The sequence below is a fragment of the Amycolatopsis kentuckyensis genome (genome assembly GCF_041679295.1).
GTDB classification, from domain to species: Bacteria; Actinomycetota; Actinomycetes; order Mycobacteriales; family Pseudonocardiaceae; genus Amycolatopsis; species Amycolatopsis kentuckyensis_A.
This window is the reverse complement of the sequence record NZ_JBGDMD010000003.1, coordinates 730,287-754,265: the sequence shown is the minus strand read 5'-3', so window position 1 is coordinate 754,265 and position 23,979 is coordinate 730,287. Positions and strand designations below refer to the sequence as shown.

Below are 23,979 nucleotides of genomic sequence, written 5' to 3'. Positions count from 1 at the left end.
CGCCGTGACGGCTCGACCGCGCGGCTCATGCGTCACCAAGGGAGGAGACGTCTTGCCGAGATCCACACAGGGCCGGGTGCGGTCGTTCGCACTGGTGGGGGCACTCGTGGCCGGCGTGGGACTGGCCGGAACGGCCGGAACCGCCGCGGCGGCCGAAGACACCGTCGCCAAACCCGCCGTCGTCGGGGCGACCGCCGCCGTCAACTGGGGCACCTGCTCGAGCGACACCCTCGCCGGCGTGCCCGCGGACCAGGTCAAGTTCTACAGCTGCGCGCGCTACCGCGTGCCGATCGACCACGACAACGCCTCGCTGGGCACCATCGACATCGCGCTGCTCAAGCGCGCCGCCCGCACGCCCGACAAGCGCGTCGGCTCGCTGTTCCTCAACCCCGGCGGCCCCGGCGGCTCGGGCCTGCGGATGCCGATCAGCGGGCAGTACTACTTCCAGCCGCAGGTGCTCGACCGGTTCGACCTCGTCGGGTTCGACCCGCGCGGCGTCGGGCAGAGCAACCCGCTTCGCTGCTTCACCACCCAGGAGGACGCCGACGAGGTCTTCGGCGCCCAGATCCCGGTGCCGCTGACCCGCGCCGAGATCTCCGGCACCCTCGCGAGCTACCGCGACTACGGCCGGTTCTGCAAGAACAACGCGGGTTCGCTGCTGAACCACATGTCCACCAAGGACGTCGTGCGCGACCTCGACACGCTGCGCGCGGCGGTCGGCGACCAGAAGCTGACCTACGTCGGCTTCTCCTACGGAACGCTGATCGGCTCGACCTACACCTCGATGTTCCCGAAGCAGTCGCGCGCGATCGTCATCGACGGCAACGTCGACCCGGCGCTGCGCACCAGCGACGGCGTCCAGTACGACCGGGAACGCGCGCAGGGCTTCGAAATCTCGCTCGACGGCTTCCTCAAGCGGTGCGACCAGGTCGGCGCCAAGTGCGCCTTCAGCGACGGCACGCCGCGCGCGAAGTTCGACGAGCTGCGCGAGTACCTCCGCAAGCAGCCGATCACCATCCCCGGTGGCGGCACGGTGGACATCAACAGCTTCACCGGCGGTGTCTCGAGCGTCCTGTACTCGCCGTCGGCGTTCCCCGGCCTGGCCGAGGACCTGCAGGCGCTGTACGCCGTGATCCACCCGGCGGGCGCGCAGGCGCAGACCTTGCAGGCCAAGCCGCTCAAGGTCCTCACCGGCGGCAAGCAGGGCCTGGCCGACCAGAACCCGGACAGCCCCTACACCAGTGACGACTCGTACTTCGCCGTCAACTGCTCCGACAAGCCGTTCAGGATCAAGCAGGAGCAGGTGCCGGACATCGCCGCGAAGTGGGAGCGCGAGTCGCGCACCTTCGGCCGCTACCAGGCGTTCGCCGACACAGCGGGCTGCCCGGTGTGGCCGGCGAAGAAGCCGGACGTCTACCGCGGTCCGTGGCGGGCCAAGACCGACGTCCCGGTGGTCGTGGTGAGCAACTACTACGACCCGGCGACGCAGTACCGCTTCGGCCAGCGGATGGCGGCCGAGCTCGGCAACTCGCGGCTGCTGTCGGTCGACGCGTTCGGCCACTGCATCCTCGGCGACGCCCTGGGCGTCGACAAGGCCGTGGCGGACTACCTGACCGACCTCAAGGTGCCGGCGAACGGGCAGGTGTTCCAGCCGAACGTCCAGCCGTTCGAAACCGCGTAGCAGCAAGGAAAACGGGCCGGGGTGACTTTGTCGCCCCGGCCCGTTTCACGTCCCGAGCAGCCGGTCCAGCACCTCCCCGGCGGCCGCCTCGGCTTCGGCGACCGCGCTCTCGTGGTCGTCGGCCCGGGCGACCAGCAACGCGATCTCGTTCATGCCGGCGAGCAGGACGTGCGCGAAGAGGTCGACGCGCGCGGCGGGGATCCGGCCGTCGCGCCGCAGCGCCGCCTTGATCCGGCCGAGCGTGCGCACCTCGTCCAGTTCCCGCCACCGCTGCCAGCCCAGCACGGCCGGCGCGTCGATCAGCATCACCCGCCGCACCACCGGGTCCCGGGTGCTCCGGATCCACGCGAGGCACGCGGCGCGCAGCGCCTCGACCGGGTCGGTCATCCCTTCGACGGCTCGCGCCCCCTCCGCGCCGACGCGGTCGTAGACGGTGTCCAGGACCGCCGCGAACAGCGCGTCCTTGCCGGGGAAGTGGTGGTAGAGCGCGCCGCGGCTGACGTCGGCGGCCCGCAGGACGGCCTCGATCGACGTGCCGTCGTAGCCGTGCTCGGTGAACAGGCCGGTCGCGACCGCGACGAGGTGCTCGCGGGTCGCCTGACCCCGGTCGATCTTCTTGTTCATGCGGGTCGGCTGCCTCCGTCGTTGACAAACCGACTGTCGGTCTGTTGATACTAGACCGTCAGTCGGTTTACTTCTGAAGGGACTCTACCGATGGACGTGCGAACCTCGGAGGACCAGCGCGGACGCGTGTCGACGGCGTCCGGCGACGTGAGCTACACCGACGTCGGCGAAGGGCCGGTCGCGCTCTTCGTGCACGGCGTGGGAACGAACAACCTGCTGTGGCGCAAGGTGGTGGCCGAGCTGGCCGGGGAGCGCCGGTGCGTCGCGCCCGACCTGCCGGGGCACGGCGCCTCACCGGTGACGCCCGAGCAGGACCTCAGCCTGAACGGGCTGGCCCGGCTGCTCGAAGACTTCTGCGAGTCATTGGAACTGGGCGAGGTCGACCTGGTCGCCAACGACACCGGCGGCGCGGTCGCGCAGGTCTTCGCCGCGCACCACGCCGACCGTCTCCGCACGCTCACCCTGACCAACTGCGACACGCAGGGGAACCTGCCGCCCGAGGCGTTCCGCCCGGTCGTCGAGCTGGCCGAACGCGGGAAGCTCGCGCCGCTGCTGGTCCAGCTCGCGGCGGATCCGGAGCGGGCGCGGGCCGGGGCGCTCGGCGGCGGTTACGAGCACCCCGAACAACTGCCCTCCGACGTCCTGGCCGCCTTCGTGCGGCCGGTCGGCGCCGAGGCACGGCAGTTCGAACGCCTGCTGACGGAGGTCCGCGGCGAGGAACTGGACGCGATCGAGCCGCTGCTCAAGGAGTTCCGCGTGCCGACGCTGCTGGTGTGGGGGACCGGCGACCCGAACTTCGGTGTCGAGTGGGCGTACCGGTTCCGGGACGCGGTCCCCGGTGTCACCGACGTCGTCGAGGTGCCCGGCGCGAAGCTCTTCTTCCCCGACGAGCGTCCTGGAGACCTCGTGCCGCACCTGCGCCGGCACTGGAGGTAGCGCTACAGTGGTGGAGTTGATCAACCACGAGCACGGGAAGCGAGGTGAGCGGCACATGCCAGCGGACAGTCATCGGACGGCCGGGCGCGCGCTCACCGGAGGTTTCCGGCTGGGCTGAGTCCGTACCGTCCCCTGTCCGGCAGTGCGCGCACGCCGGAAAAGAGTCGGACATGACCATCTTCGAAATGCTGCTGCGCGTCGGCGCCGGTGTCGGCCTGGGTGCCGTCATCGGGATCGAGCGCCAGTTCCGCGCCCGGATGGCCGGGCTGCGCACCAACGCGCTGGTCGCGGTCGGCGCGACGCTGTTCGTGCTGCTGTCCGCGCACGGCTTCGGCGGACTCACCACCAGCGGCGACGCCGACCCGACGCGGGTCGCGGCCCAGATCGTCTCGGGCATCGGGTTCCTCGGCGCCGGCGTCATCCTGCGCGACGGGCTCAACGTCCGCGGCCTCAACACCGCGGCGACGCTGTGGTGCTCGGCCGCGGTCGGGGCGCTCGCCGGGGCCGGCCTCTACCCGGTGGCGGTGGCCGGGACCGCCGTCGTCGTCGGGGTGAACGTGGTGCTGCGGCCGCTGGGCCGGGTCGTCGACCGCCGCCCGGACGCGGGCGACGAGACACCGACGCGGTACGCGTTCCAGGCCGTCACCCGCGACGCGACCGAAGCGCACGTGCGGGCGCTGCTCGTGCAGTCGCTGACCCGCACGGACTTCCGGCTGCTGTCGGTGCTGAGCACCGACCGCGACGACCGCACGGTCGAAGTTCGCGCCGAGCTGGTCGGCGACCAGCGCGACGACGCCCAGATGGAGGCGGCGGTCTCGCGGCTCTCGCTGGAGCCGTCGGTCTCCAGCGTGCGCTGGGAAGCCGTGCCGGCCTAACCGAGGAACTCCTCGAGCAGCTGGCCGAACCGGGCGGGCTGCTCGAGGTTCACCATGTGCGCCGCGCCGGGCACCTTCACCCGGCGCGCGTGCGGTGCCTCGCGGCCGACCAGGTCCGCGACGGCGAAGATGTCGGTCGAATCCAGGTCGCCGGTGACCACCAGCGTGCGGGCGTCGATCTCGGCGACCCGGCCGATCGCGCCCAGCTCGGTGCCGAGGACCGGCGCCGGGTGGCCCTGCGCGGCGTTGTCCACCAGCATGTCCCGGCACGCCTGCCGGACCACCGGATCGACTTCGGCGGCCGTGCGGTGCGGCCCGTCCACCCACAGCCTCAGGACGCAGTCGAGCAGGGCGGGGCCGTCGCCGGACCGGGCCGCCTCGCCTGCCTTCCCCAGCAGGTCGAGGACGAACGGGTCGTGGAACTCCATGCCGCTGATCCCGGGCGAGGTGAGGACCAGGCCGCCGACCCGGTCCGGGTGCGCCAGTGCGAAGTCGAGGAACACCCGGCTGCCGAAGGAACAGCCGACCAGCACCGGCCGCTCGATGCCTCGGGCGTCGAGCAGTTCCCGCAGGTCCTCGCCGTGCGAGAACTCCGGCGGCGGGTTCGACGAACCGCCCGCGCCGCGGGCGTCGTAGCGGAGGACCCGGTGGGTCCGCGCGAGGCGGGCGAACTGCTCGTCCCACATCGCGCGGGTCATGCCGCCCGAGTGCAGGAACACGATCGGCCGGCCGTGGCCGCGTTCTTCGTAGGACAGGGTGCCGTCGCCGAGCTCGATTTCCCCCATGCCCGGCACCGTACCCGAAAAGAAGGCCTCCCCACCGCGATCGATGGGGAGGCCTTCGGGGCGAAAAACCTTACGCCTGCGTCATCTTCCGCAGCACGTACTGCAGGATGCCGCCGTTGCGGTAGTAGTCCGCCTCGCCCGGGGTGTCGATGCGGACGTCCGCCTCGAACTCCACCTTGGTGCCGTCCGCCTTGGTGGCCGTGACGTGCACCGTGCGCGGGGTCTCGCCGTCGTTCAGCTTGGTGATGCCCGAGATGTCGAACGTCTCGGTGCCGTCCAGGCCGAGCGACGAGGCCGATTCGCCCTGCGGGAACTGCAGCGGGATGACGCCCATGCCGATCAGGTTCGAGCGGTGGATGCGCTCGAACGACTCGGTGATCACCGCGCGCACGCCCAGCAGCGACGTGCCCTTGGCCGCCCAGTCACGCGACGAGCCCGAGCCGTACTCCTTGCCGCCCAGCACGACCAGCGGGGTGCCCGCCGCCGCGTAGTTCTGCGCCGCGTCGTAGATGAACGCCTGCGGCGCGCCCTCCTGCGTGAAGTCGCGGGTGTAGCCGCCCTGGACGTCGTCGAGGAGCTGGTTGCGCAGCCGGATGTTCGCGAACGTGCCGCGGATCATCACCTCGTGGTTGCCGCGGCGCGAGCCGTAGGAGTTGAAGTCCTTCTTCTCCACGCCGTGCTCGGTCAGGTACTGCGCGGCCGGGGTGCCCGGCTTGATCGCGCCGGCGGGGGAGATGTGGTCGGTGGTGACCGAGTCGCCCAGCTTCGCCAGCACGCGCGCGCCGGTGATGTCGGTGACCGCCGACGGCTCCGGCGTCATGCCCTCGAAGTACGGGGGCTTCCGGACGTAGGTGGACTCGGCGTCCCACTCGAAGGTCTTGCCCTCCGGGGTGGGCAGCGACTTCCAGCGCTCGCCGCCGTCGAAGACGTCGGCGTAGTCCTTGGTGAACATCTCCTGCGTGATCGCGTAGTCGATGGTCTCCTGGATCTCCTGCGCGGTCGGCCAGATGTCCTTGAGGAAGACGTCGTTGCCGTCCGTGTCCTGGCCGAGCGGCTGGGACGCGAAGTCGAAGTCCATCGTGCCGGCCAGCGCGTAGGCGATGACCAGCGGCGGCGACGCGAGGTAGTTCATCTTCACGTCGGGGTTGATCCGGCCTTCGAAGTTCCGGTTGCCCGAGAGCACCGAGACCGCGGTCAGGTCGTTCTCCTGGATGGCCGCGGAGATCTCGTCCGAGAGCGGGCCGGAGTTGCCGATGCAGGTGGTGCAGCCGTAGCCGACCAGGTGGTAGCCCAGCTTCTCCAGGTACGGCCACAGGTTGGCCTTGGTGTAGTAGTCGGTGACGACCTGCGAGCCCGGCGCCATCGACGTCTTCACCCACGGCTTGACCGCGAGGCCCTTGTCCACGGCGTTGCGCGCGAGCAGCGCGGCGCCGAGCATGACCGACGGGTTCGAGGTGTTGGTGCACGAGGTGATCGAGGCGATCACCACGGCGCCGTGGTCGAGGACGAACTCGCCGCGGTCGGCCGTCGAGACCTTGACCGGCTTGCTCGGGCGGCCCGACGCGCCGTTCGCGGCGGAGCTGGTGACCGGCGCGGCGTCGTCCTCGGCGAACGACAGCGAGGGCGCGTCGCTGGCCGGGAAGGACTCCTCCGAAGCCTCGTCCATCTTGGTGTGCGGCGTGGTGTCCTCGCCGTCCACGTAGTCGTGGATCGACTTGCGGAACGACGACTTCGCGTCCGACAGCTCGATGCGGTCCTGCGGGCGCTTCGGGCCGGCGATCGACGGGACGACCGTCGAGAGGTCCAGCTCGAGGTACTCGGAGTAGGACGCCTCGCGCGACGGGTCGTGCCAGAGGCCCTGCTCCTTGGCGTAGGCCTCGACCAGCGCGACCTGCTCGGCGGAGCGGCCGGTCAGCTTGAGGTAGCGGACGGTCTCCTCGTCGATCGGGAAGATCGCCGCGGTGGAGCCGAACTCCGGGCTCATGTTGCCGATGGTGGCCCGGTTGGCCAGCGGCACGGCGGAGACGCTCTCGCCGTAGAACTCGACGAACTTGCCGACCACGCCGTGGCGGCGCAGCATCTCGGTGATCGTGAGCACGACGTCGGTGGCGGTGACGCCGGCCGGGATCTCACCGGTCAGCTTGAAGCCGACGACGCGCGGGATGAGCATCGACACCGGCTGGCCCAGCATGGCCGCCTCGGCCTCGATGCCGCCGACGCCCCAGCCCAGCACGCCCAGGCCGTTGACCATGGTGGTGTGCGAGTCGGTGCCGACGCAGGAGTCGGGGTAGGCCTGCCCGTTGCGGGACATGACCGTGCGCGCGAGGTGCTCGATGTTGACCTGGTGCACGATGCCGGTGCCCGGCGGGACGACCTTGAACTCGTCGAAGGCGCCCTGGCCCCAGCGCAGGAACTGGTAGCGCTCGCGGTTGCGCTCGTACTCGATTTCGACGTTGCGCTCGAACGCGTCAGGGCGGCCGAAGACGTCGATGATGACCGAGTGGTCGATGACCAGCTCGGCGGGGGCGAGCGGGTTGACCTTGTCGGGGTCGCCGCCGAGGTCGGTGACCGCCTCGCGCATGGTGGCGAGGTCGACGACGCACGGCACGCCGGTGAAGTCCTGCATGATCACGCGGGCGGGCGTGAACTGGATCTCGATCGACGGGTCGGCGTTCGGGTCCCACGAGCCGAGCGCGCGGATGTGGTCGGCGGTGATGTTCGCGCCGTCCTCGGTGCGCAGCAGGTTCTCGAGCAGGATCTTCAGGCTGTACGGCAGGCGCTCGGCGCCTTCGACCTTGTTCAGGCGGAACACCTCGTACGAGGCGTCGCCGACCTTCAGCGTGTCTTTGGCGCCGAAGCTGTCCTTGCTGGCAGGTGCGGTCACGTCTAACTCCAGTGGCGTGGACTTCCGCGCCGGTGCGGCGGTCGAGTCCCGGGTCAGTTCGGTCGGGTTCGGTGGTGGCGAGTCTTGCGCACCCCCACCGTAGGACCGGATTCGGGATGCCACACCTCGCGGTGCCTCAAACAGTACGCGTGTCCTGTTTAACGGACAAGACGACACGCGGTGTGGGCTGCGCCATCCGCGACGGGGGTCCCTCAATGAGGGGAATTGGTGCCTACGGTGTGTAAGTTTCCGCTGATGCTTGTGATAGTGGTGTGACTGCAGTGACGCGCGATGTGCGCAGGTGAGCGGAGGTGGGCGGTCGTGGCGGGACGGCGTCGGGTTTCGGAGGTGCCGCGCGGCCGCCGTGGACTCACCGTGAGCGCGCTCACGCTGGTGATCTTGTTCGGCGCGGGCGGCACGGGCCTCGCAGCGCCCCCGCCGCCGCCCAACCCCAGCGACTCGGACATCAATTCGAGTAAGGCCGAGGCCAACTCGAAGGCCGGCGAGGTCGGCCGGCTGACCAACCAGCTGGCCCAGGCCGAGCAGAAGCTGTCGCAACTGCAGGACGACGTCGAGCTCAAGCAGGAAGAGGCCAACAAGGCCCTGGTCGACCTGCAGTCCGCGCAGGACGCCGCCACGCAGGCGGAGAACGACGCGAAGGCCGCGCGCACCGAGGCGGACGCGGCGGCCGCGGCGATCGAGAAGGCACGCAACGACCTCAAGTCGTTCGCCGCCGCGAGCTTCCAGCAGGGCAGCACGGTCGGCTCGCTCTCGGCGTACCTGAGCGCCGACAGCCCGAAGGACATGCTGGCCCGCGCGCAGCTGCTCGACGCCGTCGGCGGCGACCGGCTCAACGCCCTCGACCGGCTCCAGCAGGCGCAGACCGAGAAGTCGAACAAGGACGCCGCGGCCCGCAAGGCCGCCGAGATCGCCCAGCAGAAGCAGGACGCGGCGCGGCAGGCGAAGACCAGCGCGGACGCCGCGCAGGCCAGGGCGATCAGCGCGCAGGACAGCCAGGCCACGCAGAACACCCAGCTCGAGAAGAACAAGTCCGACGTCGAGCAGCAGCTCTACGCCGCCCAGGCCAAGGTCAACGGCCTGCAGGGCCAGCGGCAGCGCTACCAGGACTGGCTCGCCGAGAAGCAGCGCGAGGACGACGAACGCGCCCGCCAGGCCGCGCTCGGCTCCTCCGGTGGTGGCGGGCGCCCGGCGAGCAAGCCGGCGTCGGGCCCGGCGGGCTCCTCGATCGAGGCGGTCATCGCGCGGGCGCTGTCGAAGATCGGCCTGCCGTACGCCTGGGGCGGCGGCAACGCGAGCGGCCCGACGCGCGGCATCCGCGACGGCGGCGTCGCCGACCGGTACGGCGACTACAACAAGATCGGCTTCGACTGCTCGGGCCTGATGATCTACGCCTTCGCCGGCGTCAAGGGCCTGCCGCACTACAGCGGTTACCAATACACGGCCGGGCGGCGGGTGCCGCTGTCGCAGATGCGCCGCGGCGACATGCTGTTCTGGGGCGGCGCGGGCGGCATCCACCACGTCGCGCTCTACCTCGGCGGCGGCCAGATGGTCGAGGCGCCGCAGTCCGGGCTGCGCGTCCGGATCGCGCCGGTCCGCTACGGCGGGATCATGCCGTACGCGACCCGCTTGATCGGCTGAAAACCCGGTCGACGCGGTCGGCGGCGGCCGCCAGGATCGTCCGCGTGGACGACGAACTGAACGCGCTGCGGCGCACCGGGATGCGCTGGAACACGCCCCTGTCCGAGGCGCACGCTTCGCTGCTGCTCGATCGGATGGCCCTCGGCGAAGGACACCTCGTCGACCTCGGGTGCGGCTGGGGCGAGCTGCTGCTGCGGGCCTCGGCGCGGGCGCCGGGCCTGCGCGCGACCGGCGTCGACACCGACGTGACCGCCCTCGACCGCGGCCGGGCGGCGGCCGCCGAGCGGGGGCTCGCGGTGGACTTCACCGAGGCGGACGCCGCGACCTGGGACCTCCCCGTCGAGCGGGCGTTCTGCGTCGGCGCCGCGCACGTCTTCGGCTCGACCAAGGCCGCGCTGGAGGGGCTCGCCCGGGTGGTGCCGTCCGGCAGGCTGCTCTACGGCGACGGCTTCTGGGCGACGCCTCCGAACGACGCGGCCCGCGAGATCTTCGGCCCGGACATGCTCACGCTGCCGGAGCTGCTCGACGCCGCGACCGCGGCCGGCTGGCGTGTCCGGCACCTGAGCACGGCTGACCAGCTCGAATGGGACGACTTCGAGTCGACCTCGCGGGCCGGCTGGGAGGACTGGCTGGCGGCGCACCCGGCCGATCCGCGGGCCGGCGAGGTGCGCGAGTGGCTCGACCGGCGGCTGCGCGAGTACGTCCGCGACTACCGGGGCGTGCTGGGCCTGGCCTACCTCGTGCTGACCCGCTGAATCAGGCCTTCCCCTCGCGCTTCAGCTTGCGCCAGCCGCCGGCGCGGTTGTTCGCGATGATCTGCCGGAACATCGCCGTGAGCGCGGGTGCGTTGATCGGCTCGCCCTCGCGGAAGGCGACCGTCCGCGCGGTCTTGTTGCCGTGCCCGGCGGTGATGATGCCGTCCGGGTCGGGGACGATGCCGCCGTCGTAGACGAAGACGTTGACGTGGTCCTTCGCGGCCAGCAGGGCGCAGATGTTGCCCTCCAGCACGAAGTACGGCTGGCGGGTGCGCTTGATGGTCTCGACGACGTCGGGGTCCGCCGCGTGGACCAGCTCGCGGACCTCCCGGCAGATCGCCTGCTGCCACCCGGGCAGGGCGTCGATGTAGGCGTCGACGCGCGGTTCGACGGTGTAGGACACGCGTCCAGTATGGGTTAGATTCCCCGGATGCGGTACGCGGGGATCGTGGTGGCCGGGGGTTCGGCCAGCAGACTGTCCGGTGTGGACAAGCCGGCGCTGTCGGTGGGCGGGAAACCCTTGCTGGCCCGCGCGATCCACGCGCTCTCGGGCGCCGAGCGCGTCGTCGCGGTCGGTCCGCGGCGGCCCGGCTTCGACGTCGTGTGGACGCGCGAACCGGTGCCCGGCACCGGGCCCGTCGCGGCACTGGCCGCCGGTCTCGCGTTCGTCCCGGACGGCGTCGAGGCGGTCGTCGTACTGGCGGCCGACCTCCCGGGCGTCCGCCGGTCCACTGTGGACCGCCTGGTCGCGGCGATCGGCGACGGCGACGGCGCGGTCCTCGTGGACGCCGGCGGGGCCCGGCAGTGGCTGCTCGGCGCGTGGCGGACCGCGGCGCTGCGGGCGGCGTTGCCCGAGCAGGTGGAGAACGCGGCGCTGCGGCGGGTGCTCGGCGGGCTGAGCGTCACCGAGGTGCCGGCCGAACTGGGCGAAGCGGACGATATCGACACGCCCGAGGACCTCGAGCGGCACCGCTGAGACCGGCAGCGGATGAGCTTCGCCGCAGGTTGGCTTTGCTGCCGGAGCCTGCGGTCGACCGGCGGAATCGCCGCCGGAACGGGGTGCCGCGCGCCTGGTGGGCGGGACCGGATCGGCGTGGCCGGAAGCCGCTGCGCGTCCGGTGCCGACCGGCGGAACGGCACGGGTGAGACCGGGAACCGCAGCAGCGAGCCGCGGGTGTCCTGCCGGGGGCTCGCGGTCGACCGGCGGAATTGCCGCCGGACCAGACAGGGGCGCCGGAAGCCGCTGCGCTCCTCCGCTGTCGACCGGCCGATCGGCACCGGTGAACCCGGGAACCGGATCAGCTTCACAGATGTCACACCGCTGACGGTGTTGGCTACTCACGGCGAACCCGTGCGTCCGCGTGCCGGATGCGACGGACGACCGGGGGACGCAGTACGGTCGCACCGCGTGATCACCGTCGCGGGGGCGGCGCACGAACTTTCGAGGAGGCAGAGTGACCGAGCCCGGCTACGCCGAGGGCGGGAACGGCCAGCAGGCGACACCGGCGCGGGACGCCCAGTTGCTGGAGCGGACCGTGTTCGAGGTCAAGCGGATCATCGTCGGCCAGGACCGCCTGGTCGAGCGGATGCTGGTCGGCCTGCTGGCCAAGGGCCACCTGCTGCTCGAAGGCGTGCCCGGCGTGGCGAAGACCCTCGCCGTCGAGACGTTCGCGCGGGTCGTCGGGGGCTCGTTCTCGCGCGTCCAGTTCACCCCCGACCTGGTGCCCGCGGACATCCTCGGCACCCGGATCTACCGCCAGGGCGCCGAGCGGTTCGACGTCGAGCTCGGCCCGGTCGTGGCCAACTTCGTGCTCGCCGACGAGATCAACCGCGCGCCGGCCAAGGTGCAGTCGGCGATGCTCGAGGTCATGGCGGAGCGGCACGTGTCGATCGGCGGGCAGACGTTCCCGATGCCCGACCCGTTCCTCGTGCTGGCCACCCAGAACCCGATCGAGAACGAGGGCGTGTACCCGCTGCCCGAGGCGCAGCGCGACCGGTTCCTGTTCAAGATCGTCGTCGAGTACCCCTCCGCCGAGGAGGAGCGCGAGATCATCTACCGGATGGGCGTCACCCCGCCCACCCCGCACGAGGTGCTCAGCCCGACCGAGCTGGTCCGGCTGCAGGGCGTCGCGTCGCAGGTGTTCGTGCACCACGCGCTTGTCGACTACGTCGTGCGGCTCGTGCTGACCACCCGCACGCCGAACGAGCACGGCCTCGCCGACGTCGCCGGCTGGGTGTCCTACGGCGCTTCGCCGCGGGCGAGCCTCGGCATCATCGCCGCCGCCCGCGCGCTGGCCCTGGTCCGCGGCCGCGACTACGTGCTGCCGCAGGACGTCGTCGACGTCGTCCCGGACGTGCTGCGCCACCGGCTCGTGCTGTCCTACGACGCGCTCGCCGACGGCGTGCCCATCGACCACATCATCACGCGCGTGCTGCAGACCGTGCCGCTGCCGCAGGTCTCGGCCCGGCCGCAGGGCGGGGCCGGCCAGGGCGGCCCGGTCCCGGCGGGCGCGCCGGTCAGGTAACCCGGCGATGGCGAAGAACGAGAAGGGCGAACGCCCTTCGTGGGCGCCCCCGGTGCTGCGGGGCGACCGCCTCGAAGCCGGGCTGCGGACACTGGAGCTCGACGTCCGCCGCCGGCTCGACGGGCTGCTGCAGGGCAACCACCTCGGCCTCGTGCCGGGGCCGGGGTCCGAGCCCGGCGAGGCGCGCCCGTACCAGCCCGGCGACGACGTCCGCCGGATGGACTGGGCGGTCACCGCCCGCACCACGACCCCGCACATCCGCGAGACCGTGGCCGACCGCGAGCTCGAGACGTGGGTGGTCGCCGACCTGTCGGCGAGCCTCGACTTCGGCACCGCGCTGTGCGAGAAGCGGGACCTGGTGGTCTGCGCGGTCGCGGCGGTCGCGCACCTGACCGGGGGCGGCGGCAACCGGCTCGGCGCGCTGGTCTCCACCGGCGCCGAGCTGACCCGCATCCCGGCACGCGGCGGCCTCGCGCACGCCCGCGGCCTGGTGCGGAAGCTGGCCGAGACTCCTCGGGCGGCCGAAGGCACCCGCGGTGACTTCGCCGCTGCTTTGGAAGCGCTGCGCCGGCCGCCGCGCCGCCGTGGCCTGGCCGTGGTGATCTCCGACTTCCTGGGTGACACGTCCTGGGAGCGGCCGCTGCGGGCGCTGGGCGGGCGCCACGAACTGATCGCGATCGAAGTCCTCGACCCCCGCGACGTCGACCTGCCCGAGGTGGGGACCGTCGTGCTGGCCGACCCGGAGACAGGGAAACAGCGCGAAGTGCATGCGTCGGCCTTGCTGCGCAAGGAGTTCGGGGCCGCGGCCCACGCCCACCGCCAGACGGTGGCGGCCGGCCTGCGGCGCGCGGGCGCGGCCCACCTGACGCTGCGCACGGACGCCGACTGGATCGCCGACATGGTGCGGTTCGTCGTCGCCCGCAAGCGCCGCTGGTCGGGGGGTGTTGCGTGAGTTTGACGGGTTTCGCCGCGCCTTGGTGGTTCCTGTTGCTGATCGCCGTCGCGGCGGTCGCGATCGGGTACGTGCTGGCGCAGCGCGCGCGGCGGAAGCGGACCATGCGGTTCGCGAACCTCGCGCTGCTGGAGAAGGTCGCGCCGAAGAGCCAGGGCTGGGTGCGGCACCTGCCGGCGGTGCTGATCGTGCTGTCGCTGCTGATCCTCACCGTGGCGCTGGCCGGGCCGACCGCCGAGCAGAAGGTGCCGCGCAACCGGGCGACCGTGATGCTGGTGATCGACGTGTCGCTGTCGATGGAGGCCACCGACGTCGCGCCGACGCGGCTGAAGGCGGCCCAGGACGCGGCGACGCAGTTCGCGCAGAACATGACCCCGGGCATCAACCTGGGCCTGATCTCGTTCGCGGGCACGGCGACCGTGCTGGTCAACCCGACCACCGACCGCAACGGCGTGATCAAGGCGATCGAGAACCTCAAGCTGGCCCAGTCGACGGCGACCGGGGAAGGCATTTTCGCGGCCCTGCAGTCGGTGGAGAGCTTCTCGAGCGTCGTGGGTGGAGCCGACGGACCGCCGCCGGCCCGCATCGTGCTGATGTCCGACGGCAAGCAGACGGTGCCGGAGGATCTGTACGCGGCGCGCGGTGGCTACACGGCGGCGCAGGCGGCGAAGCAGGCCGGGGTGCCGATCTCGTCGATCTCGTTCGGCACGACCCACGGTTCGGTGGACATCGACGGCAAGGCCCAGCCGGTGAGCGTGGACGACGAGTCGCTGCGCGAGATCGCCCGGCTGTCGGGCGGCGAGTTCTACAAGGCGGCGAGCGCCGAGGAGCTGAAGAAGGTCTACGCGGACCTCGGCGAGCAGATCGGCTACGAGTTGAAGGACGCCGACGCGAGCAAGCCGTGGGTGGTCGCGGGGACGCTGATCCTCATGCTCGGCGCGGCGGCGAGCTTGTTCTTCGGGCAGAGACTGCCGTGACTCAGGCTCGGCGGACGCCGTAGAGGCTTCCGCCGAGCAGGGTCACCCCGGAGAGCACCCCGCTGACGAACGGCACCCAGGTCGCCGCGCTCCCCAGCAGGGCGAGGCCGGCGACGCCGAGGACCGTGAGGAGCACGCCGACCACGAGGATCGAGCGGGTCTTCCACGCCGACGCCAGCGCGACGAAGTGCAGGCCGACGACGGTGGCGATCCACGCGACGTTCGCCTGCACCGGCGCGTCGAGCAGACTCAGCACGAAGAACCCGGCGATCAGCAGCACGACCTCGCCGATGACGACGACGCGGTAGCTCGGCCCGAACATCGGCCGTCCTTCGAGGGTGGGCCGGCCACCGGCGCGGACGCCGAGGACGACAACGGCCGCGAGCGCGAGCACGGCGAGAGCGCGCAGCACCCAGCCGATCGCGGCGGGAAGCGGGTCACCGGAGTTGACGAGGACGAACACGGTGCCGAACGCGGCGCCGATGAGCGCCCCCAGGAACTGCTGTCGCATCCGGCGAACCTACCGGACGGTGATCACGCGCCCGCGAAGCCGTTCTGCCGCCAGGCCTCGTAAACCGTGATAGCCGCTGTGTTGGCGACGTTCAGCGACCGGCTCGTCGGCACCATCGGCAGCCGCACGCGGTCGGTCACCTCCGGTGCCTCCTGCACCGATACCGGCAGCCCGACCGACTCCGGCCCGAACATCAGCACGTCTCCCGGCCCGTACGCGACCTCCGTGTACAGCCGGGTCGCCGACGCGCTGAACGCGTACACCTTGGCCGGCAGCAACGCTTCCCAAGCCGCGGCCAGCGACGCGTGGACGTGCACCCGGGCGAGGTCGTGGTAGTCGAGGCCGGCGCGGCGCAGCTGCTTGTCCTCCAACGTGAACCCGAGCGGCTCGACCAGGTGCAGCTCGCACCCGGTGTTCGCGGCGAGCCGGATCGCGTTGCCCGTGTTCGGCGGGATTTCCGGCTGGTAGAAGAGAACTCGGAACACGGGATCAGTCCTCGAGCAGGGCCGCGTAGGCCTTCCGGACCGCGTCGGGCGGTGCGGAAGGGCGCAGCGTCTCCGGGTCGATGAACACGTACCGGAGGGTCGCCGCCGCGATCAGGGTGTCGCCGCGGTGGATCTCGAAGTCGAAGATCAGCGATGTCGTGCCGAGGTGGTTCAGGTACTGCGAAACCACCAGTTCTTCGTCGTACCGGGCCGGGGCGCGGAACTTCAGGTTCGCCTCCGCCACGACGACGTCGGTGCGGTGGGCCAGGAATTCCTCGTGCGAACCGAAGAGCGCCTTCTCCGCCTCGAACGCGCACATGTCCACATAGGCCAGGTAGTGGGCGTTGAAGACGATGCCCTGGCCGTCGCACTCGTGGTAGCGCACGCGCAGCGGCATCCGGACGACGGGGCGGCGGGGTTCGGTCACCGCCCCAATCTAGCGGTCAGCCGTGCAGCGCCCGGTACGCGGCCGCCGCGCCCGGCTGCAGCGGTACCGGCTGCGTGCCGATGAGCGTGCGCACGTCGAGGAACTGCGTGCCGACCGCTTCGGCGGGCACCAGGTCGGTCGCCCGCTCGACGAGCAGCCGGACGACGGCCGCGGCGACGTCGTCGGGCAGGGCGGGGGAGCAGACGAGCAGGTTCGCGACGCCGATCGTGCCCAGCGCGCCGACCCCGCGGTACGCGCCGTCGGGCACCTGGACCTGGTCGTACACCGGTCCGAACGCGGCGCGCAGCGGGGGCACCACCGAATCCAGGGGCAGCAGCGCGATGGGGGTCGTGCGGGTGAGGTCGGCGAGCTTGGGCGTCGGCACTCCGCCGGACCACAGCATGGCGTCGATCCGGCGCGCGGCCAGCGCGCGGACGGCGTCGTCGAAGAGCAGGTGCCGGGCGTCGACCGCGATGCCGGCCTTGGCGAACAGGCGCTCGCCGAGCTGGGCCGCGCCGGAGCCGCCCGCGCCGAGCGACACCGGACGGCCGGTCAGGTCGGCGAGCCGGCGCACCGGCCCGTCCGCGCGGACCACGAGCTGCAGGTAGTTCTCGTAGACGCGGCCGAGCGCGAGCAGCGGCACCCTCCCGGTGAACGGCGCGCCGCCGGTCAGCGCCGTCTGGGCGACGTCGGCCAGCACCAGCCCGAGGTCGGCCTGTCCGCGGCGGACGAGCTCGACGTTGGCGACGCTCGCCTCGGTCGGCACGGCGGTGGCGTGCAGCCTGGGCTCGGCGCGGCTCAGCTGGGTGGCGAGCAGTTCGGCGAAGGCGAGGTAGAAGCCGCCGCGCTCGCCGGCCGCGATGGTGACCGTCCGTTCCTTGCCGCCGTAGCCGGACGTCGAACAGCCGGCCAGGGCGAGCCCGAGGCCGCCGAGGAGAGCGGTGCGCCGCGTGAGGGTCATGGGGCCGCCAGGGGCAGCGTGACGCGGGCTTCGAGCCCGCGGGGGAGCGCCTGGCGCAGTTCCAGGACGCCGCCGCGGGTGCGCACCTGCTGGTGCGCGATGGCCAGGCCCAGTCCGGTTCCGCGGGGCGCGCCTTCGCCGCCCGCGCGCCAGAAGCGTTCGGTCGCCCGTGCCCGGTCCTCAGTGGACAGTCCGGGTCCGTCGTCGCGGACGACGAGGGTCGCGGTGTCCGCGCCGGTTTCCCAGTCCGTCGTGATCTTCGCGCCGTGGCCCGCGTAGTGGACGGCGTTGTCCAGCAACACATCGAGGATCTGCGCGAGTTCCCCTTCCGGACAACGCACGGTCACCGGCTCGTCGTGGCCTGGCGGCGGCACGATCGTCGAGCCCGCGTCTTCGGCGGCCGGCCGCCAGGCGTCGACGCGTTCGGCGAGCACGGAGGCGAGGTCGCAGGACTCGTCCGCACCTCCGGCCGCGACCCGCGTCGCTGTGCTTTCGGCCAGCGCGAGGGCCAGCAGGCCGTCGAGGAGCTTCTCCAGCCGTTCGACCTCGGCGACGGTTGCCCGGTAGGTGGTGTTGTCGCCGGTCACCTGCGCATCCAGGGAGTCGACGCGCAGCCGCAGCGCCGCCATGGGGTTGCGCAGCTGGTGGGAGGCGTCGGCGACCAGCCGGTGCTGCTGCTCGGCGGCTTCGAGCACGGCCTCGGACATCCGGTTGACCTCGCCGGCCAGCACCCGCAACTCCCGCGGCCCGGCGCGTTCCGGGACGTGCGCGCGGTGCCCGGCGGCGACGGCGAGGACGCCGGTCTCCAGCTCGTGCAGCGGCCGCACCATCCAGCGGGCCAGCACCACGGCGAGGAGCACGAACACGACCGCGACCAGCAGCGCTCCGGCGCCGATGGTGCCCCAGCGGGTGGCGACGTCCGCGGCCGCCGCCGTCACCGAGGCCCGCAGCACGACCACGCCGGACACGCGGGTGCCGGTGCCGACCGGCCGCGCGAAGTAGGCCGGTTCGTTCGACCACGGGCCGAGGTTGTCCACCTGCGGCGCGGGTTCGTTGCGCATGGTCGCTTCCACCAGTGCGTGCACCGCCGGGTCGGCCGCGGTCAGCCCGCCGGCCTGGACCAGCGGATCGCGGCGCGCGTCGACGATGACCACACCCTCGCCGTACAGCTCGGCGTAGCGGGCCGCGTCGGCCACCAGCGCGGCCGGGTCGCGCGTGTCGACGGCCTGCTGGGCGAGCACGACGAACCGGTCGACGTCGGCGGTGCGCGAGATGACCAGCTGTTGGGTGCGCTGCTCGGCGGTGGACGCCAGCAGCGGCACGGCGAACGCGGCGACCACGGCCAGCGCGAGGGCGACCAGCACGACCAGCAGCCGGGTGCGCACGGGGTCAGTCCCGGCCGAGCCGGTAGCCGAAGCCGCGGATGGTGGTGAGCAGGCCCGGCCGGTCCAGCTTCGCCCGCAGCCCGGTGAGGTGGACGTCGAGCGAGCGCGAGACGGCGAGGTAGGCGTCGCCCCAGACCTCGTCCATCAGCTGCTGGCGGCTCACCGCGGTGCCCGGGCGGGCGGCGAGCACGGCGAGGATCTCGAATTCCTTGGTGGTGAGCCCGATGTCGTGCCCGGCGACGAGCACGCGGCGGGCGCCGAGGTCGATCTCGACGTCCTCGACGCGCACGACGTCACCGGCCGGGGCGTCGCGGGCCACCGCGCGGCGCACGACGGCGTCCATCCGGGCCAGCAGCTCGGCCAGCCGGACGGGCTTGGTGAGGTAGTCGTCCGCGCCGAGGCGCAGGCCCCGGACCACCGAGCGTTCGTCACCGCGGGCGGTCAGGACGATGACCGGGACCGGCGAGACCGCCCGGATCTTGCGGAGCACGTCCAGGCCGTCGATGTCGGGCAGGCCGAGGTCGAGCAGGACCAGGTCGGCGTCGCGGTGGCGGTGCAGGGCGTCGGCCCCGCGGCCGACGCTGGTGACGGGATGACCGCGCGCGTGCAGCGACTCGGCGAGCGCGCCGGCGACACCCGCGTCGTCTTCGACGAGGAGCACGCGCACGGCCATCCCTTTCTAGCGTTCTTCCAGCTCCGAGGTCTTCGAGGTTTCCCGCATTGTGCCGTAGACGATCAGGGAGACCAGGACACAGCCCGCGACGTACCAGAAGAACACCGACTCGTGCCCGGCGCTCTTGAGCGCCTGCGCGATCAGCTCCGCGGTACCGCCGAAGACGGCGACGGTCAGCGCGTACGGCAGCCCGACGCCGATGGCGCGGATCTTCGTCGGGAACAGCTCGGCCTTCACGATCGCGTTGATCGACGTGTAGCCCGCCACGACGACGAGCCCCGCGAGGACGAGGAAGAACGCGCCGACCGGGTTCCGGGTCGAGCCCATCACCGTCATGATCGGCACGGTGAGCAGCGTGCCCGCGATGCCGAAGAACAGCAGCAGCGGGCGCCGGCCGATCCGGTCGGACAGCTTCCCGGCGAGCGGCTGCAGGATCGCGGCCAGCAGGATCGCCGAGAACAGGATGATGGTGACCGTGCGCCGCGGGATGTGGGCGGTGTTCTCGAGGAACTTCTGGCTGTAGGTGGCGAAGGTGTAGAACGCCACCGTGCCGCCGAGGGTCAGCCCGACGACGAGCGCGATCTCCTTGGGGTACTTGGCCAGCGCACGCAGCGTGCCGCGTTCGCCGGTCGTCTTGCTCGCGTCCGCTTCGCGCGTGTAGCTCTCGGACTCGTCCATGCCGCGGCGCAGCCACATGACGCTGAGCGCGGCGACCGTGCCGACGCCGAACGCAATCCGCCAGCCCCACGACGTCAGCTGCTGCTCCGTGAGCAGGCCCTGCAGGATCAGCTGGAGACCCAGCGCCAGCAGCTGGCCGCCGTAGAGGGTGACGTACTGGAAGCTCGAGTAGAACCCGCGCTTGCCGGGGGTGGCCACTTCGGACAGGTACGTGGCCGAGGTGGAGTACTCACCGCCGACGGAGAGCCCTTGGATGAGCCGGGCGACCAGCAGCAGGATCGGCGCCGCCAGCCCGATCGTGTGGTAGCTCGGCGTCACGGCGATGAGCAGGGAGCCGCCCGCCATCAGCGTGACCGAAAGCACCAGTGCGCTGCGCCGGCCGAAGCGGTCGGCGAACCGGCCGAGCATCCAGCCGCCGAGGGGGCGCATGAGGAACCCGACCGCGAACACGGCGGCGGTGCCGAGGAAGGCCGCCGTCGTGTCGGTCGTCGGGAAGAACGACTTGGCGAAGTACGTGGTGAACGCGGCGTAGGCGTACCAGTCGTACCACTCGACCAGGTTGCCGATGGAGCCGCGCAGCACGTTGCCGATCACGCGTTTTTCACTGACGGCGCCCTCGGCGGGCCCGCTGATCCGGGTTGTCATCGTCGACCTCCTGTGTTGCGACTCACGGTGACCAACCAGCGGGTAACCAGCAAGGTCGGGAGGCAGTTCCTAACACCCGCTTAGGGCGGTCGCGGGCACCGCCGGGCGCGGGTGCGCGGCGCGGCGGAGCTGCCGATAACCTCGTGCCCGGCATCAGCGCACGTCGACGAAGAGGGAGAACACTGTGGGACGGTCGGTTCTGGTCACCGGGGGCAACCGGGGCATCGGTCTGGCGATCGCCCGGGACCTGGCGGAGCAGGGTCACCGGGTCGCCGTCACGCACCGTGGCTCGGGCGCGTCCGAGGGGCTGTTCGGGGTCCAGGCGGACGTCACCGACACCGAGCAGGTCGACGCGGCGTTCAAGCTCGTCGAGGAGCACCAGGGCCCGGTCGAAGTGCTGGTGTCCAACGCCGGGCTGACCGACGACACGCTGCTGATGCGCATGAGCGACGAGCAGTTCGAACGGGTCATCAACGCGAACCTCACCGGTGCCTTCCGCGTCGCGAAGCGGGCCTCCCGCGGCATGCTGCGCGGCAAGTGGGGCCGGTTCGTCTTCATCTCCTCGGTGGTCGGCCTCTCCGGCTCGGCGGGCCAGGCCAACTACGCGGCGTCGAAGGCCGGCCTGGTCGGCTTCTCGCGTTCACTGGCGCGCGAGCTCGGCTCCCGCAACATCACCTCGAACGTCATCGCCCCCGGCTTCGTGCACACCGACATGACCGACGAACTGCCCGAGGCGCGCAAGAAGGAGATCCTCGCGCAGGTGCCCTCCGGCCGGTACGCCGAGCCGTCGGAGATCGCCGCCGCGGTGCGCTACCTGGCCTCCGAGGAAGCCGGCTACGTCAACGGCGCGGTGCTGCCGGTCGACGGCGGCCTCGGCATCGGTCACTGACATTTCCCATCCGCAACCAAGACTTGGAGGACCTGTGCCCGGACTGCTCGAAGGCAAGCGCCTGCTGATCACCGGCATCATCACCGACGCTTCGCTCGCCTTCCACGCGGCCAAGATCGCGCAGCAGGAGGGCGCGAAGGTGGTGCTGACCGGCTTCGGCCGCATGTCGCTCGTCGAGCGCATCGCGAAGCGCCTCCCCGAAGAGGCACCCGTGATCGAGCTGGACGTGACGAACCAGGAGCACCTCGACGGCCTCGCCGACAAGGTCCGCGAGCACGTCGACGGCCTCGACGGCGTGCTGCACTCGATCGGCTTCGCCCCGCAGACCTGCCTCGGCGCGCCGTTCCTCGACGCGCCCGCCGAGGACGTCAAGACCGCGATCGAGATCTCGACGTACTCGTACATGTCGCTGGCGAAGGCCTGCCTGCCGCTGCTCGGCCGGGGCGCGTCGTACGTCGGCATGGACTTCGACGCGCGCGTCGCGTGGCCGGTCTACAACTGGATGGGCGTCGCGAAGGCCGGTCTCGAGTCGGTCAACCGGTACCTGGCCAAGGAGCTGGGGCCGCAGGGCATCCGCGTCAACCTGGTCAGCGCGGGCCCGATGAAGACGATGGCCGCCAAGTCCATCCCGGGCTTCGTCGACCTGGAGGACGGCTGGGGCGAGCGCGCGCCGCTCGGCTGGGACAGCACGGACCCGGACCCGGTGGCGAAGAGCGTCTGCGCGGTGCTGTCGGACTGGCTCCCCGCCACCACCGGCTCGATGATCATGGTCGACGGCGGGGTCCACTTCCTGGGCGTCTGAGCCTCAGACAGCGACCGGCTCACGGTCGCCGCTCCGCTCGGCGGCGGCGGCGACCGTGAGCGCGGCCAGGGTTCCCGCGCCGAGGAGCACGCCGGTCCAGGCCACGCTCGGGAACCCGAGCCCGGCGTCGATCGCGACGCCGCCCAGCCACGGGCCGATCGTGTTGCCGACGTTGAACGCCGAGGTGGTGCTGGCGCCGACGAGCGTCGGCGCGTCACCGGCGGCTTGGAAGGCGCGCAGGTTCAGCGCCGGGTTGGCGCCGAACGCGGCCACGCCGAAGGCGAGCACGGCCACGACGGCGACGAGCGCGTCGGTGGTGAGGGCGAGCACGAGCAACGCGGTCAGTGCGAGGGCGAGGCAGCCGTAGAGCGTGGCGAACGGCCGCCGGTCGGCCTGCCGCCCGCCCACGCTGATCCCGATCAGCGCACCGACACCGAACAGCGCCAGGACACCCGGCACCCACTCCGCGGGCAGGCCGTCGGTCTCGGTCAGCAACGGCGCCAGGTAGCTGAACGCGGCGAAGATCATGGCCTGGCACAAGGCGATCACGCCGAGCGCGAGCCAGACCCGGCCCCGGCGGTACAGCCGCAGCTCACCGCGGAGGCTCACCGGGCCACCGGTGGTCTCCGGCACCAGCAGCGCCACGCCCACCACCGCGAGCAGCGTCACCGCCGCCACCGCCCAGAAGGCCGTCCGCCAGCCCGCGTGCTGGCCGAGGAACGTCCCCGCCGGCACACCGGCGATGTTCGCGACGGTCAGCCCGCCGACCAGCACCGCCATCGCGCGCCCACGCCGTTCGACGGGCACGAGGGCGATCGTGGTCGCCAGGGCGACGGCCCAGAACCCGGCGCACGCGAGGGCGGCGACCACCCGCGTCGCGAAGAGGAGGGCGTACCCCTCGGTTAGGGCGCCGACGACGTGCGCGCCGAAGAAGACGGCGAGCAGCGCGAGGAGCGTCCGGCGGCGGGGGAGCCGCAGGGTGCCGATCGCCAGCAGCGGCGCCCCGACGACCATGCCGATCGCGAACGCGGAGATCAGCAGGCCGGCGTCGGGGATGCTCACGCCGAGGTCGGCGGCCATCCCGGGGAGCAGGCCGGTGATCATGAACTCGGACGTGCCCAGCGCGAACACGCTGAGCCCGAGGACGAAGACGGCCAGGGGCATGAGGGTTCCTCCCGGTTGTGTATTGAACAGTCCAAAATCAGGGCGTGGTTCTTTGTGGTTGTTGTGAGGTGCTCAGCGCGTGAGGGCCGCCAGCGCGAGGTCCGCGACGGCGTGCATGCTCTCGCGGCTGGTGCCCCGGCGGGCCATCACGCGCAGGCCCGAGGTGGTGCTGAGCAGGAACTCAGCCACGTCGGCCGGGTCGAGGCCGTCCCGGAGGCTGCCGTCGAGCACGCCTTCGCGGACGCACTCGGCGAACATGACCAGGTTCCGCTCGGTGTCCTCCCGCAGGGCCGCGCCCACTTCGTCGTCGGGCAGGCCGAGCTCGGCCAGGGTGTTGACCACGAGGCAACCGCGGCGGCGCTGGTCGACGTCGTCTTCGATGGTCTGGTCGAGCACCGCGGCGAGCCGCTCGGCCGCGGTGCCGGGGCCGTCGAGGACCGCTTGCCGCTTGCCGAGCTGGGTGCTCGTGTAGTGCGTGAGCGAGCGGCGGAAGAGGGTTCGCTTGCTGGTGAACGTGTTGTAGACGCTGCTGCGGCCGAGTCCGGTGGCGTCGCACAAGTCCTGCGTGGACGTCGCTTCGTAGCCGTGCTCCCAGAAGGCGTGCATCGCCTTCTCGACGGCGGCGGTCTCGTCGAACTCCCGTGGCCTGGCCATGAGGTGAGCGTAGCAGAGTTTTGGACTGAGCGATTCACAACGGGCCCGCGTC

Annotated in this window: 24 protein-coding genes; 11 read left to right on the top strand and 13 right to left on the bottom strand. The window is 71.8% G+C overall.

The genetic code is table 11. From position 1 onward, the window contains the following. Positions 1 to 76 precede the first annotated feature (76 nt). Entirely contained in the window at positions 77 to 1,681 is a 1,605-nt protein-coding gene (locus ACERZO_RS15125; RefSeq protein WP_372665575.1) for an alpha/beta hydrolase, read from the top strand. A 45-nt stretch (positions 1,682 to 1,726) separates the two neighbouring features. On the opposite strand, the gene ACERZO_RS15120 is transcribed toward ACERZO_RS15125, so the two are convergent. Further along, on the bottom strand, positions 1,727 to 2,305 hold the full coding sequence (locus ACERZO_RS15120; RefSeq protein ID WP_372665258.1) for a TetR/AcrR family transcriptional regulator: 579 nt from the start codon (positions 2,303 to 2,305) through the stop codon (positions 1,727 to 1,729). A gap of 90 nt (positions 2,306 to 2,395) precedes the next feature. On the opposite strand from ACERZO_RS15120, the gene ACERZO_RS15115 reads away from it, so the two are divergent. Together ACERZO_RS15115 and ACERZO_RS15110 are read left to right on the top strand one after the other, a co-directional pair. After that, a complete protein-coding gene (locus ACERZO_RS15115; protein ID WP_372665257.1) occupies positions 2,396 to 3,241 on the top strand; it encodes an alpha/beta fold hydrolase in 846 nt (281 codons plus the stop codon). A 170-nt stretch (positions 3,242 to 3,411) separates the two neighbouring features. Next, positions 3,412 to 4,116, top strand: coding sequence for an MgtC/SapB family protein (locus ACERZO_RS15110; RefSeq protein WP_372665256.1), 705 nt, complete (start codon positions 3,412 to 3,414; stop codon positions 4,114 to 4,116). Here ACERZO_RS15110 and ACERZO_RS15105 read toward each other — a convergent pair. Beyond that, positions 4,113 to 4,901: an alpha/beta fold hydrolase gene (locus tag ACERZO_RS15105; protein WP_372665255.1), complete on the bottom strand. Its 789-nt coding sequence runs from the start codon at positions 4,899 to 4,901 to the stop codon at positions 4,113 to 4,115. The two genes, ACERZO_RS15110 and ACERZO_RS15105, sit on opposite strands and share 4 nt — an antisense overlap. A gap of 70 nt (positions 4,902 to 4,971) precedes the next feature. Continuing rightward, complete coding sequence (locus tag ACERZO_RS15100) at positions 4,972 to 7,785, bottom strand: aconitate hydratase (RefSeq protein ID WP_372665254.1); 2,814 nt, start codon at positions 7,783 to 7,785, stop codon at positions 4,972 to 4,974. A 348-nt stretch (positions 7,786 to 8,133) separates the two neighbouring features. Between ACERZO_RS15100 and ACERZO_RS15095 the strand changes: the two genes are divergently transcribed. Further along, on the top strand, positions 8,134 to 9,444 hold the full coding sequence (locus ACERZO_RS15095; protein ID WP_372665574.1) for an NlpC/P60 family protein: 1,311 nt from the start codon (positions 8,134 to 8,136) through the stop codon (positions 9,442 to 9,444). Between the two features lie 44 nt (positions 9,445 to 9,488). After that, positions 9,489 to 10,199 carry an SAM-dependent methyltransferase gene (locus ACERZO_RS15090; protein WP_372665253.1) on the top strand — a complete coding sequence of 237 codons (711 nt, stop codon included), beginning with the start codon at positions 9,489 to 9,491 and terminating at the stop codon, positions 10,197 to 10,199. A gap of 1 nt (position 10,200) precedes the next feature. Here the strand turns inward: ACERZO_RS15090 and ACERZO_RS15085 are convergent, their stop codons facing one another. After that, positions 10,201 to 10,602 carry a DUF1801 domain-containing protein gene (locus ACERZO_RS15085; RefSeq protein WP_372665252.1) on the bottom strand — a complete coding sequence of 134 codons (402 nt, stop codon included), beginning with the start codon at positions 10,600 to 10,602 and terminating at the stop codon, positions 10,201 to 10,203. A gap of 27 nt (positions 10,603 to 10,629) precedes the next feature. On the opposite strand from ACERZO_RS15085, the gene mobA reads away from it, so the two are divergent. From mobA to ACERZO_RS15065, 4 genes are all read left to right on the top strand, one after another. Next, a complete protein-coding gene (gene mobA, locus ACERZO_RS15080) occupies positions 10,630 to 11,175 on the top strand; it encodes a molybdenum cofactor guanylyltransferase (protein ID WP_372665251.1) in 546 nt (181 codons plus the stop codon). Between the two features lie 478 nt (positions 11,176 to 11,653). Next, positions 11,654 to 12,724: an AAA family ATPase gene (locus ACERZO_RS15075; RefSeq protein ID WP_176169441.1), complete on the top strand. Its 1,071-nt coding sequence runs from the start codon at positions 11,654 to 11,656 to the stop codon at positions 12,722 to 12,724. A gap of 7 nt (positions 12,725 to 12,731) precedes the next feature. Next, the gene (locus tag ACERZO_RS15070) at positions 12,732 to 13,676 is read left to right on the top strand and encodes a DUF58 domain-containing protein (RefSeq protein WP_372665250.1); all 945 of its coding nucleotides are present in this window, start codon (positions 12,732 to 12,734) and stop codon (positions 13,674 to 13,676) included. Continuing rightward, entirely contained in the window at positions 13,673 to 14,653 is a 981-nt protein-coding gene (locus ACERZO_RS15065; protein WP_372665249.1) for a VWA domain-containing protein, read from the top strand. Before ACERZO_RS15070 ends, ACERZO_RS15065 begins: the two co-directional genes overlap by 4 nt. 1 nt (position 14,654) lies before the next feature. Here the strand turns inward: ACERZO_RS15065 and ACERZO_RS15060 are convergent, their stop codons facing one another. From ACERZO_RS15060 to ACERZO_RS15030, 7 genes are read right to left on the bottom strand one after another with little or no spacing between them, the layout of a single operon-like run. Beyond that, positions 14,655 to 15,164, bottom strand: a complete 510-nt coding sequence (locus ACERZO_RS15060; RefSeq protein ID WP_372665248.1) for a hypothetical protein — start codon at positions 15,162 to 15,164, stop codon at positions 14,655 to 14,657. Positions 15,165 to 15,187: 23 nt separating this feature from the next. Continuing rightward, positions 15,188 to 15,649 (bottom strand): tRNA (cytidine(34)-2'-O)-methyltransferase, encoded by a 462-nt coding sequence (locus ACERZO_RS15055; RefSeq protein ID WP_372665247.1) that lies wholly within the window; start codon positions 15,647 to 15,649, stop codon positions 15,188 to 15,190. Between the two features lie 4 nt (positions 15,650 to 15,653). Next, positions 15,654 to 16,076, bottom strand: a complete 423-nt coding sequence (locus tag ACERZO_RS15050; protein WP_372665246.1) for an acyl-CoA thioesterase — start codon at positions 16,074 to 16,076, stop codon at positions 15,654 to 15,656. Positions 16,077 to 16,092: 16 nt separating this feature from the next. Further along, positions 16,093 to 17,037: a TAXI family TRAP transporter solute-binding subunit gene (locus ACERZO_RS15045; RefSeq protein ID WP_372665245.1), complete on the bottom strand. Its 945-nt coding sequence runs from the start codon at positions 17,035 to 17,037 to the stop codon at positions 16,093 to 16,095. Further along, on the bottom strand, positions 17,034 to 18,422 hold the full coding sequence (locus ACERZO_RS15040) for a sensor histidine kinase (protein WP_372665244.1): 1,389 nt from the start codon (positions 18,420 to 18,422) through the stop codon (positions 17,034 to 17,036). Before ACERZO_RS15040 ends, ACERZO_RS15045 begins: the two co-directional genes overlap by 4 nt. 4 nt (positions 18,423 to 18,426) lie before the next feature. Continuing rightward, positions 18,427 to 19,095, bottom strand: coding sequence for a response regulator transcription factor (locus ACERZO_RS15035; protein WP_372665243.1), 669 nt, complete (start codon positions 19,093 to 19,095; stop codon positions 18,427 to 18,429). Positions 19,096 to 19,101: 6 nt separating this feature from the next. Next, on the bottom strand, positions 19,102 to 20,418 hold the full coding sequence (locus tag ACERZO_RS15030) for an MFS transporter (protein ID WP_372665242.1): 1,317 nt from the start codon (positions 20,416 to 20,418) through the stop codon (positions 19,102 to 19,104). Between the two features lie 184 nt (positions 20,419 to 20,602). On the opposite strand from ACERZO_RS15030, the gene fabG reads away from it, so the two are divergent. Continuing rightward, positions 20,603 to 21,307, top strand: a complete 705-nt coding sequence (gene fabG, locus ACERZO_RS15025) for a 3-oxoacyl-ACP reductase FabG (protein WP_372665241.1) — start codon at positions 20,603 to 20,605, stop codon at positions 21,305 to 21,307. A 34-nt stretch (positions 21,308 to 21,341) separates the two neighbouring features. Continuing rightward, positions 21,342 to 22,109 (top strand): enoyl-ACP reductase FabI, encoded by a 768-nt coding sequence (fabI, locus tag ACERZO_RS15020; protein ID WP_285996419.1) that lies wholly within the window; start codon positions 21,342 to 21,344, stop codon positions 22,107 to 22,109. A 3-nt stretch (positions 22,110 to 22,112) separates the two neighbouring features. On the opposite strand, the gene ACERZO_RS15015 is transcribed toward fabI, so the two are convergent. Together ACERZO_RS15015 and ACERZO_RS15010 are read right to left on the bottom strand one after the other, a co-directional pair. Next, the gene (locus ACERZO_RS15015) at positions 22,113 to 23,273 is read right to left on the bottom strand and encodes a Cmx/CmrA family chloramphenicol efflux MFS transporter (RefSeq protein ID WP_372665240.1); all 1,161 of its coding nucleotides are present in this window, start codon (positions 23,271 to 23,273) and stop codon (positions 22,113 to 22,115) included. A gap of 72 nt (positions 23,274 to 23,345) precedes the next feature. After that, positions 23,346 to 23,927, bottom strand: a complete 582-nt coding sequence (locus tag ACERZO_RS15010; protein WP_372665239.1) for a TetR/AcrR family transcriptional regulator — start codon at positions 23,925 to 23,927, stop codon at positions 23,346 to 23,348. Between the last annotated feature and the right edge of the window lie 52 nt (positions 23,928 to 23,979).

Bases quoted from the DNA above. Each gene is read 5' to 3' on its own strand.
- ACERZO_RS15060 (WP_372665248.1), bottom strand. From the start codon at position 15,164: ATGCGACAGCAGTTCCTGGGGGCGCTCATCGGCGCCGCGTTCGGCACC.
- ACERZO_RS15030 (WP_372665242.1), bottom strand. From the start codon at position 20,418: ATGACAACCCGGATCAGCGGGCCCGCCGAGGGCGCCGTCAGTGAAAAA.
- ACERZO_RS15120 (WP_372665258.1), bottom strand. From the start codon at position 2,305: ATGAACAAGAAGATCGACCGGGGTCAGGCGACCCGCGAGCACCTCGTC.
- ACERZO_RS15115 (WP_372665257.1), top strand. From the start codon at position 2,396: ATGGACGTGCGAACCTCGGAGGACCAGCGCGGACGCGTGTCGACGGCG.
- mobA (WP_372665251.1), top strand. From the start codon at position 10,630: ATGCGGTACGCGGGGATCGTGGTGGCCGGGGGTTCGGCCAGCAGACTG.
- ACERZO_RS15015 (WP_372665240.1), bottom strand. From the start codon at position 23,273: ATGCCCCTGGCCGTCTTCGTCCTCGGGCTCAGCGTGTTCGCGCTGGGC.
- ACERZO_RS15105 (WP_372665255.1), bottom strand. From the start codon at position 4,901: ATGGGGGAAATCGAGCTCGGCGACGGCACCCTGTCCTACGAAGAACGC.
- ACERZO_RS15010 (WP_372665239.1), bottom strand. From the start codon at position 23,927: ATGGCCAGGCCACGGGAGTTCGACGAGACCGCCGCCGTCGAGAAGGCG.
- ACERZO_RS15035 (WP_372665243.1), bottom strand. From the start codon at position 19,095: ATGGCCGTGCGCGTGCTCCTCGTCGAAGACGACGCGGGTGTCGCCGGC.
- ACERZO_RS15110 (WP_372665256.1), top strand. From the start codon at position 3,412: ATGACCATCTTCGAAATGCTGCTGCGCGTCGGCGCCGGTGTCGGCCTG.
- ACERZO_RS15045 (WP_372665245.1), bottom strand. From the start codon at position 17,037: ATGACCCTCACGCGGCGCACCGCTCTCCTCGGCGGCCTCGGGCTCGCC.
- ACERZO_RS15070 (WP_372665250.1), top strand. From the start codon at position 12,732: ATGGCGAAGAACGAGAAGGGCGAACGCCCTTCGTGGGCGCCCCCGGTG.